Below are 15712 nucleotides of genomic sequence, written 5' to 3'. Positions count from 1 at the left end.
GCATGAGCGGCGTCAACGAGATCAGGTCAACGTTCCTCGATTATTTCCGAAAGAACGGTCACGAGGTTGTGGCTTCCAGCCCACTGGTGCCGCGCAATGATCCGACCTTGATGTTCACCAATGCGGGCATGGTGCAGTTCAAGAACGTGTTTACGGGTCTTGAGAAGCGCCCCTATGTGCGCGCTGCAACGGCGCAGAAGAGCGTGCGCGCCGGTGGTAAGCACAACGACCTCGACAATGTAGGCTACACCGCGCGCCATCTGACATTCTTTGAGATGCTGGGCAATTTCTCGTTCGGCGACTATTTCAAGGAAAACGCCATCGAGTTTGCCTGGAATCTCATCACCAAGGATTTTGGTCTGCCGAAGGATAAGCTGCTCGTCACTGTCTACCATACGGATGATGAGGCGGCGGAATACTGGAAAAAGATCGCCGGGTTCTCGGACGATCGGATCATCCGCATCGCCACCTCGGACAATTTCTGGGCGATGGGCGACACCGGCCCCTGTGGCCCATGCTCTGAGATTTTCATCGACCGTGGCGAGCATATCTGGGGCGGACCTCCCGGAAGTCCGGAAGAGGATGGTGACCGGTTCCTTGAGTTCTGGAACCTCGTGTTCATGCAGTATGAGCAGGTCACGAAGGAAGAGCGGATCAACTTGCCGCGCCCGTCCATCGACACGGGCATGGGTCTTGAGCGCATGGCGTCGATCCTGCAAGGCGTCGAAAGCGTTTTCGAGACGGATCTTTTCAGGCACCTGATCGAGGCGACCGCATCTGCGCTTGGTCGCGGGCCGGATGCGGAAACAGTTGCTTCGTTCCGTGTCATTGCAGACCATTTGCGCTCATCGTGCTTCCTCATTGCGGATGGTGTGCTTCCCTCCAACGAGGGCAGGGGTTATGTGCTGCGCCGGATCATGCGCCGCGCTATGCGTCACGCGCAGCTTCTCGGCGCATCCGAGCCAATAATGTGGAAGCTGATTCCGGCGCTCGTGCGCGAAATGGGTCAGGCATATCCCGAGCTTGTTCGTGGCGAGGCGCTCATCACCGAAACGCTTAAGTTGGAAGAGTCGCGGTTCCGCAAGACGCTTGCGCGCGGGCTCAACCTGCTCGAAGACGCAACCGCCTCGCTGAAATCGGGCGACATGCTGGATGGCGAAACCGCCTTCAAGCTCTACGATACTTACGGCTTCCCGCTTGATTTGACGCAGGACGCCCTGCGCCAGCGCAATATCTCCGTGAACCTTGACGGCTTTCAGGACGCGATGGAACGCCAGAAGGCGGAGGCTCGCGCCAATTGGGCTGGCTCGGGCGAGGCCGCTACGGAAACGATTTGGTTTGCACTGCGTGAAAGGCACGGCGCGACGGAATTCCTTGGCTACGACACCGAAAAGGCAGAGGGCGTTGTGCTCGCCATCGTTCAGGACGGCAAAGAGGTCGCGCAGGTTGGTGACGGTGCCAAGGCTTCCATCATCGTGAACCAGACGCCATTTTACGGCGAGTCGGGTGGCCAGATGGGCGATACCGGCACGATCTCTGGCGACGGCTTTACCTTCACCGTTACCGACACGCAAAAGAAAGCAGATGGGCTGTTCGTGCATATTGGCACCGTCTCCAAGGGTAGCATCAAGGTTGGTACAGCTGTTGAGTTGAATGTTGCGCATGAGCGGCGCACGCGTTTGCGTGCAAATCACTCTGCGACCCACTTGCTGCATGAAGGTCTGCGCGAAGTGCTCGGCACCCATGTTGCGCAAAAAGGTTCGCTGGTTGCGCCGGATCGTCTGCGCTTCGACTTCTCCCACCCCAAGCCCATCAGCCATGAAGAGCTTGAGCGTGTCGAGGAGTTGGCGAACGAAATCATCGTGCAGAACGCACCCGTCACCACGCGCTTGATGAGTGTCGATGACGCGATTGCAGAGGGCGCGATGGCGCTCTTCGGTGAAAAATATGGCGACGAGGTGCGTGTCGTTTCGATGGGTACGGGCCTGCACGGCGAAAAGTCAAACCGGCCTTATTCCGTTGAGCTTTGCGGCGGCACGCATGTGTCTGCCACTGGCGATATTGGGCTGGTGCGCATCGTGAGTGAAGGCGCGGTCGCCGCTGGTGTTCGGCGTGTCGAGGCGCTTACGGGCATTGCGGCGCGCAAGCATCTTGATGAACAGGATCAGCGCTTGAAGGCCGTTGCATCGGCGCTGAAGGTCGCGCCCGCCGATGTGCTGGCTCGCGTCGAGTCCTTGCTGGATGAACGCAAGAAGCTGGAGCGTGAATTGACCGATGCGCGCAAGAAGCTCGCAATGGGCGGTTCGGCCAAAGCCGATGGCGGCAGCGAGGCGGAGCAGGTTGCCGGCGTAGGTTTCCTCGGCAAGTCAGTGTCTGGCGTTGCGCCGAAGGATCTCAAGTCTCTGGCCGACGAAGGCAAGAAGTCGCTTGGCTCCGGCGTGGTTGTTCTGGTTGGTGAGGCTGAAGGCAAGGCGAGTGTTGTCGTGGGCGTCACCGAAGATCTCATCAAGCGTTTCAGCGCGGTTGATCTTGTGCGCGTTGCCTCTGCCGCTCTTGGCGGGCAGGGTGGCGGTGGTCGCCCGGACATGGCGCAGGCTGGTGGCCCCGACGCATCGAAGGCTGCCGAAGCCATCGCTGCAGTGAAGGCCGCAATGGCCGCGTAGGGAAAGCAAAAATGCGGGTGAGGTCGGCTCTGCACCTCACCTGCCTGCCGGCATCCTCTCCCCGTAAACGGGGGGAGGCGGGCTGTGGCCTAGTTTGCGAACTCAAGCTGCGTTGAAAATTGAGAGCTACGTCGATGCCCCCTCTCGCCGTTTACGGGGAGAGGGTAAGGGTGAGGGGCGGCACTAGTGCTCGCTTGGTGGCAAATGCGTCCGCCGATCATAATCTTTCAAACAAAAAAGGCGCGCCATTGAGCGCGCCTTTTCGATTCCTGAAGGACTAGCTTTTACGCCATCGCCTTTTGCAAATTCTCGTCGATCTTGTCGAGGAAACCGGTGGTGGAGAGCCACGGCTGATCGGGTCCAATCAGTAGCGACAGATCCTTGGTCATGAAGCCGGATTCGACCGTCTGCACGCAGACCTTCTCCAGCGTCTCGGCGAATTTCTTCAATTGCGCATTGTCGTCCAGCTTGGCGCGATGGGCCAGACCACGCGTCCATGCAAAGATCGATGCGATCGAGTTGGTCGACGTTTCTTCGCCCTTCTGATGCTGGCGATAGTGGCGCGTAACCGTGCCGTGCGCGGCTTCTGCTTCAACTGTCTTGCCATCCGGCGTCATGAGCACTGAGGTCATGAGGCCGAGCGAACCGAAGCCTTGCGCCACGGTGTCGGACTGCACGTCGCCGTCATAGTTCTTACAGGCCCAGACATAGCCGCCCGACCATTTCAGGCTCGAAGCAACCATGTCGTCGATCAGGCGATGCTCGTACCAGATCTTGCGCGCCTTGAACTCAGCCTCGAATTCCTGCTCGTACACTTCCTGGAAGATGTCCTTGAAGCGGCCGTCATAGGCCTTGAGGATCGTGTTTTTGGTCGAAAGATAAACCGGATAGCCGCGCAGCAGACCGTAGTTCAGCGAGGCGCGCGCAAATTCGCGGATCGACTCGTCCAGATTGTACATAGCCATGGCGACGCCGGAACCTGGCGCGTCATATACGTCGTGCTCGATCACCGTGCCGTCATCACCGACAAACTTGATCGTCAGCTTGCCCTTGCCGGGATAGCGGAAGTCCGTCGCTTTATACTGATCACCGAATGCGTGACGGCCAACGATGATGGGCTTCGTCCAGCCCGGCACCAAACGCGGCACGTTCTTCATGATAATGGGTTCGCGGAAAATCACGCCGCCGAGAATGTTGCGGATCGTGCCGTTGGGCGACTTCCACATTTTCTTGAGGCCGAATTCCTCGACGCGAGCCTCGTCTGGCGTAATGGTCGCGCACTTGACGCCAACGCCATATTTCTTGATCGCGTTCGCCGCATCGACTGTGACCTGATCGTTGGTCGCGTCGCGATGCTCCATGCCAAGGTCGTAGTAGTCCAGGTTCACGTCGAGATAGGGGTGGATCAACTTGTCCTTGATGAGTTGCCAGATAATGCGGGTCATCTCATCCCCGTCCAGCTCGACAACGGGATTTGCCACCTTGATTTTCGACATAAATTGAGCCTCGTGTGAAAATGCGCGAATTGGATGTGTGAGTGGCCTATAGCAAAGCGGTTCCGCGCGCGCAAATGGCGAGCCGCTGTCTACGACAAAGTGTCGAGGCTCTTCAATTTGCCGCGCGAATATGGCATCCGACCCAGCATTCGCCGCAATGAACAGGCACCCGAGGCAAATGGCAGGAACTGATAGCGATAGACCCATGATTACCGGCGGGCCGGCTGTCATTCTCGTTGAGCCGCAGCTTGGCGAGAATATCGGCATGGTTGCGCGCGCAATGGCGAATTTCGGGCTGTCCGAGTTGCGTCTGGTAAAGCCTCGCGATGGTTGGCCGAACGAGCGGGCGCGTGCGGCAGCCAGCAAGGCTGATCATGTGATTGACGGCGTGGTCGTGTACGAAACGCTCGCGGAGGCTGTAGCTGACCTTAATTTCGTGTTCGCGACGACCGCGCGGGAGCGCGATGGCTTCAAGCAGGTGCGCGGACCTGTTGAGGCCGCACGAACCTTGCGAACCCGCTACGACGATGGCGAAAAACTTGGCATTCTCTTCGGGCGCGAAAAGTTCGGCCTGTTCAACGAGGAGGTCGGGCTGGCCGATGAGATTGTCACCTTTCCGGTGAATCCGGCTTTTGCATCGCTGAATATCGCGCAGGCGGTGTTGCTGATGTCTTATGAGTGGATGAAGTCGGGCCTCGCATCCGAAACGGATACCGCGTTCCGTGGACCGGATATGGAGCCCGCATCGAAGGTGCAACTGCATAGCTTTTTTGAGCATCTGGAAGCTGCTTTGGAGGCTCGTGGCTATTTTCGTCCCGCGGCCAAGAAGCCCAAGATGGTCGACAATCTGCGCTCCGTGCTGACCCGTCCTGCCTTCGCGGAAGCTGAATTGAAAGTGCTGCGCGGCGTTCTGTCGTCACTCGATTATTTTTCGCCGAAGCAGCCGCGCGGCAGCGGTTATCCCGAACGCAAGGCGCTTGCCGACCGCGCGGCGCACAGCGAGGAAGGTGCAGCGCCTCTATCGGAACGCGGCAGGGAAGCGATGGCCAAACGGGGCGTCAAACATGGCTAACCGCCCGGTTTTGATGTTCGACTCCGGTGTTGGTGGCCTCACCGTTCTGCGTGAGGCGCGGGTGCTGATGCCAGATCGGCGCTTTGTCTATTTCGCTGATGACGCAGCATTTCCTTATGGCGATTGGGAGGAACCCGCGCTCAACGAGCGCATCGTCTCGCTGTTTGGTGATCTTATAAAGCGCTACCGGCCGCAGGTTGCCGTTGTTCCGTGCAACACCGCTTCGACGCTTTCGCTCTCTGACTTGCGGGAGGCCTATCCCGAAACGCCTTTTGTGGGCACAGTTCCAGCCATCAAGCCGGCGGCAGAGCGCACGCGCTCCGGTCTGGTTTCCGTGCTCGCGACGCCCGGCACGGTGAAGCGTCAATATACGCGTGATCTGATCGGCAAATGGGCAGGGCAGTGCCATGTGCGGCTGGTCGGCAGCACGCAACTTGCACGACTCGCTGAAATTTATATGCGTGAAGGTTTCGTCGACGAGGAAGCCGTGCGCGCGGAAATCGAGCCCTGCTTTGTCGAAAGGGATGGGCTGCGGACCGATATTGTCGTGCTCGCCTGCACGCATTACCCCTTCCTGATCAATCGTATGCGCAAAATGGCGCCGTGGCCGGTGGACTGGATCGATTCCAGCGAGGCGATTGCGCGCCGCACGCTTTCGCTTCTGGGCGAGGTAAATCCCGGCGAACATGCCGCGCCGCCAAAAGATATGCATGATGTTGCCGTTTTCAGTTCTGGAAGTGTGGATTTCGCCACGCGCCGGCTGATGCAGGGATTTGGACTTTCTGTAAGCTGACGGGAACGGCGGGTGTCCGCCTGCGTTGAAATGTCATCAACGACAGGAGGCATTCATGCCCGCCAAATCACAAGCACAACAGAAGGCCGCAGGCGCTGCGCTTTCTGCAAAGCGCGGCGAGACAAAAAAGAGCGAACTCAAGGGCGCGTCGCGGGAAATGTACGATTCCATGAGCGAAAAGCAGCTTGAGGAATTTGCCGAAACGAAGCGTAAGGGCTTGCCGAAGAAAAAGGCTAGTTAGCTGATTTGACTTTTGCGCAGCTTTCTCCTATGTCCACGCCGCGCCGGGCCGAAAAGTCCGGCGCTGGCTTTTGTCGGTTCGGGACCTGACAGGATTGCCAGAAATACGTCCTGAGATCATTGACGTGTCCCGTGGATTATCCGCAGCGTTGTGGAAAATCCTGTCAGGTTTCGAAAACGGAAGCCAGAGGAGGGCGCGTTTCCTTCACCCGGAACGTGAAGTTCCGGGCGTAACTTTTTGAAAGGGAATGCGATGAGCAAACGCGAATCGGCAAAATACAAAATTGATCGCCGTCTTGGCGAAAACATCTGGGGCCGTCCGAAGTCCCCTGTAAACCGTCGTGAATATGGTCCCGGCCAGCATGGTCAGCGCCGCAAGGGTAAGCTGTCCGATTTCGGCCTGCAGCTCCGCGCAAAGCAGAAGCTCAAGGGCCACTATGGCGACGTTTCGGAAAAGCAGTTCCGCAAGATTTACGAGGAAGCCAACCGCCGCCGTGGTGACACTTCCGAAAACCTGATTGGTCTGCTGGAATCGCGCCTTGACGCTGTCGTCTATCGCGCGAAGTTCGTGCCCACCATTTTCGCGGCACGCCAGTTCATTAATCACGGCCACATCAACGTGAACGGCAAGCGCACCAACATTGGTTCGTATCGCTGCAAGCCGGGCGACGTCATCGAAGTTCGCGAAAAGTCCAAGCAGCTCGTTCTGGTTCTGGAGGCTGTCCAGCTCGCAGAGCGCGACGTGCCGGACTACATCGAAGTTGATCACAACAAGATGGTCGCGACCTATCGTCGTGTTCCGGGCCTGTCGGACGTTCCGTTTGCAGTTCAGATGGAACCGAATCTGGTCGTCGAGTTTTATTCTCGTTAAGCGCGCCTGCTTTCACGCAGAGTATTTGGAGCGGCCCGCAAGGGCCGCTTTTCGTTTTGGGAGGGCTCTTGTCACAAGGCTGGCCAGAGGTTTCTGTCATCGGCAGGCGTTGTCGTTCCCTAAGCGGAAGGAGAAACCGATGCTGACGTTCTACTTTGCGCCGTGGTCACGTTCGGTCGGCGTTCATTGGTTGCTTGAAGAAATCGGCGCGCGTTACGAGCGCATTCATATCGATATCAGGGCAAAAGACGGTGTGCCGGAGAGCTATCGCGAAGTTCAGCCCAATAAGAAAGTGCCAGCGATTGATCATAACGGCACGGTCGTAACCGAGCGCGCTGCGATCTGCCTTTATCTCACCGAAGCTTTCCCTGATGCGCAGCTTGCGCCTCCGGTGGGCACTGCGGATCGAGCTGCGTTCCTTACTTGGCTGATTTATTGCGATTCTGTTTTTGATCCTGCGGTCTCGGCTCATGCACAGGGCATTTCCTATCGGTCCGGCAGTTTCTCGTTCGGCTCGTATGAGGACATGCTTGCCAATGTGCGCAAACGGCTTGCGCGCAGCAAGTTCGTGGCGGGCGATAATTTCACCGCCGCAGACACTCAGATGGCTAGCGGTCTATTTTTCACTATGAATGTTCTGAAAGCGATGCCGAATGATCCTGTGTTCCGGGAGTATCTGAGCCGCACGCTGTCGCGTCCGGCCTATCAGCGCATTATGAGTGTCGAAAAAGAGATTGCAGAGGCGGGCGCCTCCGCCAATCAACCGGTGATGCCATAAAGATCGTAGGCATCCGCCCGTTCGATCTTCACTGTCACAATGTCGCCTGTGCGCAGCGGACGGCGGGATTCGATGTGAACTGAACCGTCAATCTCCGGTGCGTCGTATTTCGTGCGGCCCTTGGCCGACAATCCATTTGCCTCGTCGATGATGACAGGCAGGCGCTTGCCGATCTTTTTCTTCTGCTGTTGAGCGGAAATCTTCTGCTGGCGCTGCATGAACCGATGCCAGCGCGCCTCTTTGACCTCCTGCGGCACAGCAGCAAGGCCCATTTCTTCTGAGCGTGCGCCGCCAACTGGCTCGTATTTGAAGCAGCCAGCGCGGTCGATTTTCGCTTCGTCCAGCCAGTCCAGAAGCATCTGGAAATCTTCCTCGGTTTCGCCGGGGAAGCCCACGATAAAGGTCGAGCGGATTGAGAGGTCTGGGCAGATCTCGCGCCACGAGCGGATGCGGTCGAGCGTCTTTTCACCATGCGCAGGGCGGCGCATATTTTTCAATACTGCGGGCGATGCGTGCTGGAAGGGAATGTCGAGATAGGGCAGCACCTTGCCTTCCGCCATCAATGGAATGACATCCGCGACGTGCGGGTATGGGTAGACGTAATGCAGGCGCACCCACATGCCCATGTCGCCAAGCTCGCGCGAAAGGTCGAGGAATTTTGCGCGCACCTCGCGGTCGCCCCATTGGCTGGCGGCATATTTTATATCCACGCCATAGGCGCTCGTATCCTGGCTGATGACCATGATTTCCTTGACGCCAGCCTTCGCCAGTTTTTCCGCCTCTCGCAGCACGTCCGCAGCTGGACGCGAAACGAGATCGCCGCGCAGGGCAGGGATGATGCAGAATGTGCAGCGATTGTTACAGCCTTCCGAAATCTTCAGATAGGCGTAGTGGCGTGGCGTCAGCTTGACACCTTGCGGCGGCAGCAGGTCCAGGTAAGGATCGTGCGCGGGCGGCGCGGCCTCGTGCACCGCTGCCATCACGCTTTCATATGCCTGCGGCCCGGTGATCGCGAAGACGTTCGGATGCTTGTCGCGGATCAGTTCCGGCGTGGCGCCCATGCAGCCGGTGACAATCACTTTGCCGTTTTCTTTCATCGCCGTGCCGATGGCCTCCAGGGACTCGTCGCGCGCGGAATCGAGGAACCCGCAGGTGTTCACCACCACCAAATCTGCGCCGTCATGTTTGCGCGCGATTTCGTATCCCTCTGCCCGAAGGCGGGTGATGATGCGTTCGGAATCGACAAGTGCCTTGGGGCAGCCAAGGCTCACAAAGCTGACGCGGGGCGCTACAGACATGGGCTTCATTTCAGTGGTCATGGGCCAATTGCCAAAGGCCGAACCTTTCGGTCCGGCCCTTATGATCTTCATATTGCGCGGCGCAGTATCACACTTGGCGGCGCAATGAAACCTGTCCGTTTAATGAGCGAGGCTTCCTGGCGCGCCAAACCAGGCGTTGAGGAAGCTGAGCTGATCGGGCCACTGGTTGTATGCGCCCTTCAAAGTCATCTCGATTGCGACGTACAGAATGACCAGCAAGCCAATGTAAGCGATCCAGCGGTAGCGATGCAGCAAGCGTGCAATGAAGGAAGCCGCGAAGCCCATGAGAGCGATCGACAGTGCAAGGCCGATGATAAGAACCGTGGGGTGGTCCATCGCCGCGCCAGCAACCGCGAGAACATTGTCGAGAGACATCGAAACGTCTGCGATAACGATCTGCATCGCCGCTTGCGCGAAGGTTTTGCGAGCGCCCCTGCCGGCAACGGTGCCGTCCGCGTTATAATCCGTATCGGACAGGGCTTCGGTCGCATCGGCCTCGTCTTCATGCGAGACGCGCAGTTCGCGCCACATTTTCCAGCACACATAGAGAAGCAACAAACCACCGGCGATGAGCAGGATCGGCCCGATTTGTAGAAGCTGTTGGGTGATCAGCGCAAAGATGATGCGCAGTACGGTGGCGGCTGCAATGCCGACGAGGATCGCCTTCTTTCGTTGATCCTTGGGGAGCCCCGCAGCGGCCAGCCCGATAACGATGGCGTTGTCGCCAGCAAGCACCAGATCGATTGCGATAACCTGGAGCAGAGCCGAAAAGCCTGCGGCGGTAAATATTTCCATATCGCATCTATCCCCTGATGAATTCCAGCTTTGGCCCTAAACTGTGATGTCGGCACACGTCAAGCGCTTCGCGGCATTCTGCATTTCATTCACCGACGCTGCTCGTGAACGACGTTGCGCATATATGGTTGCAGTGTTCGCGCTATATCAACGCCAGCCCCTTGAGGCTCGCGAAACCGGCCTTTCCGACGATGATGTGATCGTGAACCATAATGCTCAGCGGCTTGCACACACTCATGATCGTCTTGGTCATTTCAATATCAGCCTTTGAAGGCGTCGGGTCGCCAGACGGATGGTTGTGGACCAGTATGATTGCCGTGGCGGAGAGTTCCAGCGCACGCTTGGCAACTTCGCGCGGATAGGCGGGCGTGTGATCGACTGTTCCGGTTTGCTGCACTTCGTCGGCGATCAGCGCGTTTCGCTTGTCCAGAAACAATATGCGAAACTGTTCTGTCGTCTCGAATGCCATCGCTGTGCGCACATAGTCGAGCAGCAATTGCCATGACGACAAAACCTCGCGCTGTGCGACCTCGCCCTTTGCCATGCGCTTGGCGGCGGCGGCAATTACCTTGAGGTCAAACGCGACCGCGTCGCCGATGCCCTCCACCTCTCGCAACAGGCGTTCCGGTGCACCCAGCACTTCGCTTAGTGAGCCGAATCTTTGAATGAGCGCTTTTGCGCGACCCTTGGTATCTGCGCGGGTGATCGAGCGAAAAAGCAAAAGCTCCAGAACCTCGTAATCCTGGAGCGATTCCGGCCCGCTGTCGCGAAGGCGTTGCCGCAGGCGTTCGCGATGGCCGAGATAGTGCGGCTTGTCTAGTTTGGGGTCGGTTTTCGCGAGAGGCTTAAGTGGCCGCTCGCCAAAGAAACCGCGCTCGTCCTGTTCGTCTTGCATGCTCGATCCTGCGCCGCACGATCATCTTATTAGATTGTGCTTATGCGCGAATGAAGCGGGCAGATTCAGTTATCCTTGGGATTCCTGTTCAGGAGGGCAGGCCGGGGCGATCCAAGCCCTTTGGCGAAAGCGTGAAAATCTCACACCCATCCCTGGTTACGCCGACCGTATGCTCGTACTGGGCGGAGAGCGAGCGATCCCGCGTCACAGCGGTCCAGCCGTCGGACAGCACTTTCACATGCGGTCGACCGAGATTGATCATCGGCTCGATGGTGAAAATCATGCCCTCACGCATTTCGATGCCTTCATGCGCGGAGCCGTAATGAAGAATATTCGGTGCGTCATGAAACAGCCTGCCGACGCCGTGGCCACAGAAGTCGCGCACCACCGAGCAGCGCTCGCGCTCCGCAAAGCTCTGGATTGCAGCACCGATTGCGCCCGTGCGCGCGCCGGGCTTAACCGCAGCGATGCCGCGCATCAGGCATTCGTGCGTCACTTCAAGCAGTCGCTCTGCGGCGCGCTTGATCTGGCCAACGGGATACATACGGCTGGAATCGCCGTGCCAGCCATCCAACACATAAGTCACGTCGATGTTGACCACATCGCCTTCGCGCAGCGGCTTATCGTCTGGAATACCGTGGCAAACGACGTGGTTGATCGAGGTGCAGGACGATTTCGTGTAGCCGCGATAGTTCAGTGTGGCTGGCAACGCGCCATTGTCCATGCCGAACTCGAAAACCTTTCGGTCAATCTCGTTGGTCGTCACGCCGGGCTGAACGATATCTGCCAACTCATCGAGGCAGCGCGCGGTTAGCTGGCACGCGCGTCGCATGCCTTCAAAGGCATCCGCGCCGTAAAGACGTATTTGGCCGGTGTTGCGCATGGGCGCGGTTTCGGCGTCGAGATAAGTGACCATCGGCAATGTCTCAGGATACTGCCCTATCCAGGGCAAATTAGCTTGTCCCGGATTTGGCACCTTGGCACGCAAATTTCAACCGCACGGATGGATTGTCCGCGCGCGTACATGCGGATTTTGATCAAATCTGCGCGCTGAGGCCTATGCGGCGCAATTGCTGCGGAGTGTACTCAGGCTTTCGAGGGCTTCTTCGTGTCTTTGGAGCGCTTGGCGGGTGCTGCGTCGGCACCGGTCTTTTTTGCCTTCGCGCTCGCAGAAGTTGCTACCGGCTTTTTGGCGGCAGGCTTCTTTGCTGCCGCCTTTTTCGGCGCGCTGTCTTCCTTTTCGATCTCGCCTTCCGCCTGCTGCCAGTGGCGCTGCGCTGCACCTTCCGGCTTGCCTTCCCGATCCCAAATTGCGTGTGCTCGTTCTCTTATGCGCTCGTCACGATTTCCGCTCATATCCTGCTCCCGGATGGCGTTGCACGACTGGCGCGAGCGTGAATCAAAGTTCCAGATTCATGCCGCAAATGCAGCCTGCCACAGAGTGCCAGAGGTGCAAAGCGTGAAGTTAGCTCGGCTAGTTTATATAGACGCGAACGTAACGGCCCTTGTACGGCTGGTAGTAGATTGTGCCGCAGCGCCAAACGGTGACATTGCCGTATATAGTTTTGACGCAACCGGTCGGAAGCGTCGCGACATAGATGCTGGTCTGCTTGATCACAATCTTCTTCGCCTGAGCGTCACCGATGAAGCCAGACGTAAGCAGTGACACATTGCTGGTGGCTAGTGCTGCCAGAACGGCAATTGCTGCGAGTGATGCTCTGCGGAAAGATGCATTGAAAAGTTTCATTCGATCCTCCCATCCGGTGCGAAATGAACGACGGTGGGCGAGATTATGGTGCAACCAGACCGCTAGCAAGGGCCCGCATTTGATGCCCGCCCGGTCGGTATAGACATCACATAAAGGCGTTAGCGGTATTAGCCGACCCTCCTCTAAGTGCTGAATTGTATTGCGCTTTGTTCGCACGCTAGGATTGCTTACTCATCGCGGCTTTCCCTATGCCGCCCGCCCGGAGCCGTTATGAGTGTGCCCGTCGGCCTTGGCCGACGGGCGCTGTGTTTTTTAGCGATGGTGGTGTGGTGTATATTCTTCTATGGGCTGGTCGTAATGCAGCAGTTGAGGCAGCTTGTTGCTCTACCATGCCTCACCCAATCTTTCCGCTTCCGCCAATTTCTGACCCATCTAACATCCAGACGCTGGGCGAACATATCGCATTGGGTGTTGATATTCGGGCGCGTTGCACCAGCACAGGCTGCAATCATAATGTCCCGCTTAAGCTGGTATTGCTGGCGCGCTATCTGGGTAGCCGCCATGGCGCGCGCCCGGAACATCTCAAGCCATATTTTTACTGTCCGGACTGCCGCTCTGCAGGCCTATCGGATGAGAACGTCGCCTTTTCATATTATGCCTGCACCGCGCCTCACACCTTGCTGAATGACGAGGGCGAGGGTGCGGATTCGCAGCGCACCGCCGCCTAGCGTCAGTTAAAACTAGGCGGCTTTGACAGGTCGTTGGCCGGCGCGGGCGCTTGCTTGGATCCACCCATATCGGGTGGCGAGGACAGGTCATTGCTATTCGGCTGTTCCAGCTTTGGCTGCGTTGCACCGCCAGCCGGCGCGCCAAATCCTGGCAGGTCGGGCAATTTGATGTCGATGGTCGATGGATCAACTACCTTGCCTTTGTAGTGCATCACCATTTGCGGGAACATAATGACCAGTGTCACCATCAAGACCTGGATGAATACGAACGGCACTGCACCCCAGTAGATCTGGCCAGTTGTAATGGGTTCGATCCTCTGTTTCGTGATGCGGTCGATATATGGCACGCGTGTTGCCACCGAGCGCAGGTAGAACAATGCAAATCCGAATGGCGGGTGCATGAAGCTGGTCTGCATGTTGACGCCCAACAGCACGCCAAACCAGATCAGATCAATGCCGAGCTTATCCGCCGCGGGCGCAAGAAGCGGAACGATAATGAATGCCAGCTCGAAGAAGTCGAGGAAGAACGCAAGCAGGAAAACCAGAATATTGACGGCAATCAGGAAGCCTATCTCTCCGCCAGGAAGTGAGGTCAGCAGATGTTCAACCCAGAGATGCCCGTTCACGCCGTAAAACGTCAGCGAAAAAACGCGCGCGCCGATGAGGATGAACATCACGAATGACGAAAGGCGCGTGGTGGCGGCGAGTGCCTGCTGCACCACGTCCAAATTTAGGCGACCCTTCATTGCAGCCATGATCAGCGCGCCGACCGCGCCCATCGCGCCGCCTTCTGTTGGCGTCGCAATGCCGAGGAAGATCGTTCCCAGAACCAGAAAAATGAGCGCCAGCGGCGGGATCAGAACGATAATCACCTGTTGCGCAAGCCGGGACATCATGCCGAGGCTGGAATGCTTGTCGATCAGCGCGACGATATAAATCACGATCACGCCAACCGTTGCGCCAAGAATGTCGGCATTCTCCCCATGGGTCGGCGCGAGGTAGATGTGCGCCGCATAGGCAAATGCGCCGGCGGCCACGAGTGCTACAAACAATGACGTGACGCCTGAGCCGAGCGTGCGCGCTTCGGGCGGCAGCGCGGGCATCGATTTTGGTCGGATGATCGACATCACGAGGACATAGAGCATGTAGATGCCGGTGAGGATCAGACCGGGTATCATTGCGCCCTTGTACATATCGCCAACCGAGCGACCCAGCTGGTCCGCCAAAACGATAAGAACAAGCGATGGCGGGATGATCTGGGCAAGTGTACCGGATGCGGCGATAACGCCCGAAGCGAGACGCCGGTCGTATCCGTAGCGCAACATGATAGGCAGCGAAATGAGGCCCATCGCGATCACGGACGCTGCCACTACGCCGGTCGTAGCCGCAAGCAGTGCGCCGACGAAAATGACGGCGTAGGCGAGGCCGCCGCGAACCGGACCGAACAACTGGCCTATCGTGTCGAGCAGGTCTTCAGCCATGCCCGATCGTTCGAGCACAATGCCCATGAAGGTGAAAAACGGAATGGCCAACAGCGTTTCATTTGCCATTACGCCGCCATAGAAGCGCTCGGGCAGGGCGTAGAGCAAATTCCAGTTGAGGCTGATCGTCCCGCTCGAAAGCGGTGCCAATTCAACGCCGATCAAAAAGAAAAGCAGTCCGTTTGCAGCCAACGCAAATGCGACAGGATAGCCGAGCAGCAGAAAAACAATAAGAGAGCAGAACATGATCGGAGCCATGTTCGTGGCGATGAACTCGATCATTACTTGATCTCCTCCGCCAGCGCTTTGCCTTCCAGTTCGGCAGCCTCGTGAGCGGAGATGAAGGGATTGGGGTCCTCAATGTCTCCTCGTATGATCGCGATCTTTTTTATGATTTCCGAAATGCCCTGAAAGGCGAGTTGGGTGAAGCCAATCAACAGCAGCGCTTTTGCTGGCCAGATGATAAGGCCGCCCGCATTGGTCGACATTTCGCCGGATCTGTAGGAGAGCAGGAAATAGGGGACGAAGTAATAGACCATCAGCAGCACGAACGGCATCAGGAAGAACACGTGGCCGAAAAGGTCAATCCAGTGTTGAACGCGCCGGGAGAACATGCCGTAGACGATGTCAATTCGAATATGCTCGTTCTCCTTGAGTGTGTAGGCCGCAGCCAGCAAAAACGCAGCACCAAAAAGATACCATTGCGCTTCGAGCCACGCGTTCGAGGAGATACTGAAAACCTTGCGAACAACCGCGTTAATCGCGCTGATCAGGATGGAAAGCAGGATCAACCATCCCACCCACTTGCCGACGATTTCGTTGAATCGATCAATGGCTCTGGAAAGCGCGAGTAAACCCGCCATCCCATTTCCT

16 protein-coding genes are annotated in these 15712 nt (G+C 57.6%); 7 read left to right on the top strand and 9 right to left on the bottom strand.

Annotated features, from left to right (window positions below):
• Positions 1–2: 2 nt before the first annotated feature.
• The gene (gene alaS / locus DY251_RS16950; protein ID WP_116625098.1) at positions 3–2663 is read left to right on the top strand and encodes an alanine--tRNA ligase; all 2661 of its coding nucleotides are present in this window, start codon (positions 3–5) and stop codon (positions 2661–2663) included.
• 284 nt (positions 2664–2947) lie between these two features.
• On the opposite strand, the gene DY251_RS16945 is transcribed toward alaS, so the two are convergent.
• Positions 2948–4159 (bottom strand): NADP-dependent isocitrate dehydrogenase, encoded by a 1212-nt coding sequence (locus tag DY251_RS16945; RefSeq protein ID WP_116625097.1) that lies wholly within the window; start codon positions 4157–4159, stop codon positions 2948–2950.
• Between the two features lie 178 nt (positions 4160–4337).
• Between DY251_RS16945 and DY251_RS16940 the strand changes: the two genes are divergently transcribed.
• The 5 genes from DY251_RS16940 to DY251_RS16920 all read left to right on the top strand — a co-directional run bounded on the left by DY251_RS16940 (position 4338) and on the right by DY251_RS16920 (position 7913).
• A complete protein-coding gene (locus tag DY251_RS16940; protein WP_116625096.1) occupies positions 4338–5231 on the top strand; it encodes an RNA methyltransferase in 894 nt (297 codons plus the stop codon).
• Positions 5224–6024: a glutamate racemase gene (gene murI, locus DY251_RS16935; RefSeq protein ID WP_116625095.1), complete on the top strand. Its 801-nt coding sequence runs from the start codon at positions 5224–5226 to the stop codon at positions 6022–6024. Before DY251_RS16940 ends, murI begins: the two co-directional genes overlap by 8 nt.
• A gap of 55 nt (positions 6025–6079) precedes the next feature.
• Entirely contained in the window at positions 6080–6265 is a 186-nt protein-coding gene (locus DY251_RS16930; RefSeq protein WP_116625094.1) for a DUF3008 family protein, read from the top strand.
• A gap of 252 nt (positions 6266–6517) precedes the next feature.
• Entirely contained in the window at positions 6518–7135 is a 618-nt protein-coding gene (gene rpsD, locus DY251_RS16925) for a 30S ribosomal protein S4 (RefSeq protein ID WP_116625093.1), read from the top strand.
• Between the two features lie 139 nt (positions 7136–7274).
• Positions 7275–7913, top strand: a complete 639-nt coding sequence (locus DY251_RS16920; protein WP_116625092.1) for a glutathione S-transferase family protein — start codon at positions 7275–7277, stop codon at positions 7911–7913.
• On the opposite strand, the gene rimO is transcribed toward DY251_RS16920, so the two are convergent.
• The 6 genes from rimO to DY251_RS16890 all read right to left on the bottom strand — a co-directional run bounded on the left by rimO (position 7895) and on the right by DY251_RS16890 (position 12669).
• Positions 7895–9211 carry a 30S ribosomal protein S12 methylthiotransferase RimO gene (gene rimO, locus DY251_RS16915; RefSeq protein ID WP_116625154.1) on the bottom strand — a complete coding sequence of 439 codons (1317 nt, stop codon included), beginning with the start codon at positions 9209–9211 and terminating at the stop codon, positions 7895–7897. The genes DY251_RS16920 and rimO overlap by 19 nt on opposite strands.
• A 120-nt stretch (positions 9212–9331) precedes the next feature.
• Positions 9332–10027, bottom strand: coding sequence for a TerC family protein (locus DY251_RS16910; RefSeq protein ID WP_116625091.1), 696 nt, complete (start codon positions 10025–10027; stop codon positions 9332–9334).
• Between the two features lie 142 nt (positions 10028–10169).
• Positions 10170–10922: a RadC family protein gene (radC, locus tag DY251_RS16905; RefSeq protein WP_116625090.1), complete on the bottom strand. Its 753-nt coding sequence runs from the start codon at positions 10920–10922 to the stop codon at positions 10170–10172.
• Between the two features lie 88 nt (positions 10923–11010).
• Positions 11011–11838 carry a type I methionyl aminopeptidase gene (gene map / locus DY251_RS16900; protein ID WP_116625089.1) on the bottom strand — a complete coding sequence of 276 codons (828 nt, stop codon included), beginning with the start codon at positions 11836–11838 and terminating at the stop codon, positions 11011–11013.
• Positions 11839–12008: 170 nt separating this feature from the next.
• Positions 12009–12278 (bottom strand): DUF2934 domain-containing protein, encoded by a 270-nt coding sequence (locus DY251_RS16895; RefSeq protein WP_116625088.1) that lies wholly within the window; start codon positions 12276–12278, stop codon positions 12009–12011.
• A gap of 118 nt (positions 12279–12396) precedes the next feature.
• Positions 12397–12669 (bottom strand): hypothetical protein, encoded by a 273-nt coding sequence (locus DY251_RS16890; protein WP_116625087.1) that lies wholly within the window; start codon positions 12667–12669, stop codon positions 12397–12399.
• Between the two features lie 425 nt (positions 12670–13094).
• Here DY251_RS16890 and DY251_RS16885 point away from each other — a divergent pair, with 425 nt between their 5' ends.
• Entirely contained in the window at positions 13095–13358 is a 264-nt protein-coding gene (locus tag DY251_RS16885; protein ID WP_147307452.1) for a hypothetical protein, read from the top strand.
• Positions 13359–13360: 2 nt separating this feature from the next.
• Here DY251_RS16885 and DY251_RS16880 read toward each other — a convergent pair whose 3' ends face one another.
• Complete coding sequence (locus tag DY251_RS16880; protein WP_170971323.1) at positions 13361–15121, bottom strand: TRAP transporter large permease; 1761 nt, start codon at positions 15119–15121, stop codon at positions 13361–13363.
• On the bottom strand, positions 15121–15702 hold the full coding sequence (locus DY251_RS16875; protein ID WP_116625085.1) for a TRAP transporter small permease subunit: 582 nt from the start codon (positions 15700–15702) through the stop codon (positions 15121–15123). The genes DY251_RS16880 and DY251_RS16875 overlap by 1 nt, the downstream gene beginning before the upstream one ends.
• Between the last annotated feature and the right edge of the window lie 10 nt (positions 15703–15712).

The organism is Mesorhizobium denitrificans, from assembly GCF_003403035.1.
GTDB lineage: Bacteria > Pseudomonadota > Alphaproteobacteria > Rhizobiales > Rhizobiaceae > Mesorhizobium_G > Mesorhizobium_G denitrificans.
This window is presented reverse-complemented; position numbering and strand designations above follow the sequence as displayed.

Coding starts and splice junctions, on each gene's coding strand:
- DY251_RS16930 (WP_116625094.1), top strand. CDS start 6,080: ATGCCCGCCAAATCACAAGCACAACAGAAGGCCGCAGGCGCTGCGCTT.
- map (WP_116625089.1), bottom strand. CDS start 11,838: ATGGTCACTTATCTCGACGCCGAAACCGCGCCCATGCGCAACACCGGC.
- DY251_RS16910 (WP_116625091.1), bottom strand. CDS start 10,027: ATGGAAATATTTACCGCCGCAGGCTTTTCGGCTCTGCTCCAGGTTATC.
- rimO (WP_116625154.1), bottom strand. CDS start 9,211: ATGTCTGTAGCGCCCCGCGTCAGCTTTGTGAGCCTTGGCTGCCCCAAG.
- DY251_RS16895 (WP_116625088.1), bottom strand. CDS start 12,278: ATGAGCGGAAATCGTGACGAGCGCATAAGAGAACGAGCACACGCAATT.
- DY251_RS16880 (WP_170971323.1), bottom strand. CDS start 15,121: ATGATCGAGTTCATCGCCACGAACATGGCTCCGATCATGTTCTGCTCT.
- DY251_RS16920 (WP_116625092.1), top strand. CDS start 7,275: ATGCTGACGTTCTACTTTGCGCCGTGGTCACGTTCGGTCGGCGTTCAT.
- DY251_RS16945 (WP_116625097.1), bottom strand. CDS start 4,159: ATGTCGAAAATCAAGGTGGCAAATCCCGTTGTCGAGCTGGACGGGGAT.
- DY251_RS16890 (WP_116625087.1), bottom strand. CDS start 12,669: ATGAAACTTTTCAATGCATCTTTCCGCAGAGCATCACTCGCAGCAATT.
- radC (WP_116625090.1), bottom strand. CDS start 10,922: ATGCAAGACGAACAGGACGAGCGCGGTTTCTTTGGCGAGCGGCCACTT.
- DY251_RS16875 (WP_116625085.1), bottom strand. CDS start 15,702: ATGGCGGGTTTACTCGCGCTTTCCAGAGCCATTGATCGATTCAACGAA.
- rpsD (WP_116625093.1), top strand. CDS start 6,518: ATGAGCAAACGCGAATCGGCAAAATACAAAATTGATCGCCGTCTTGGC.
- murI (WP_116625095.1), top strand. CDS start 5,224: ATGGCTAACCGCCCGGTTTTGATGTTCGACTCCGGTGTTGGTGGCCTC.
- alaS (WP_116625098.1), top strand. CDS start 3: ATGAGCGGCGTCAACGAGATCAGGTCAACGTTCCTCGATTATTTCCGA.
- DY251_RS16940 (WP_116625096.1), top strand. CDS start 4,338: ATGGCAGGAACTGATAGCGATAGACCCATGATTACCGGCGGGCCGGCT.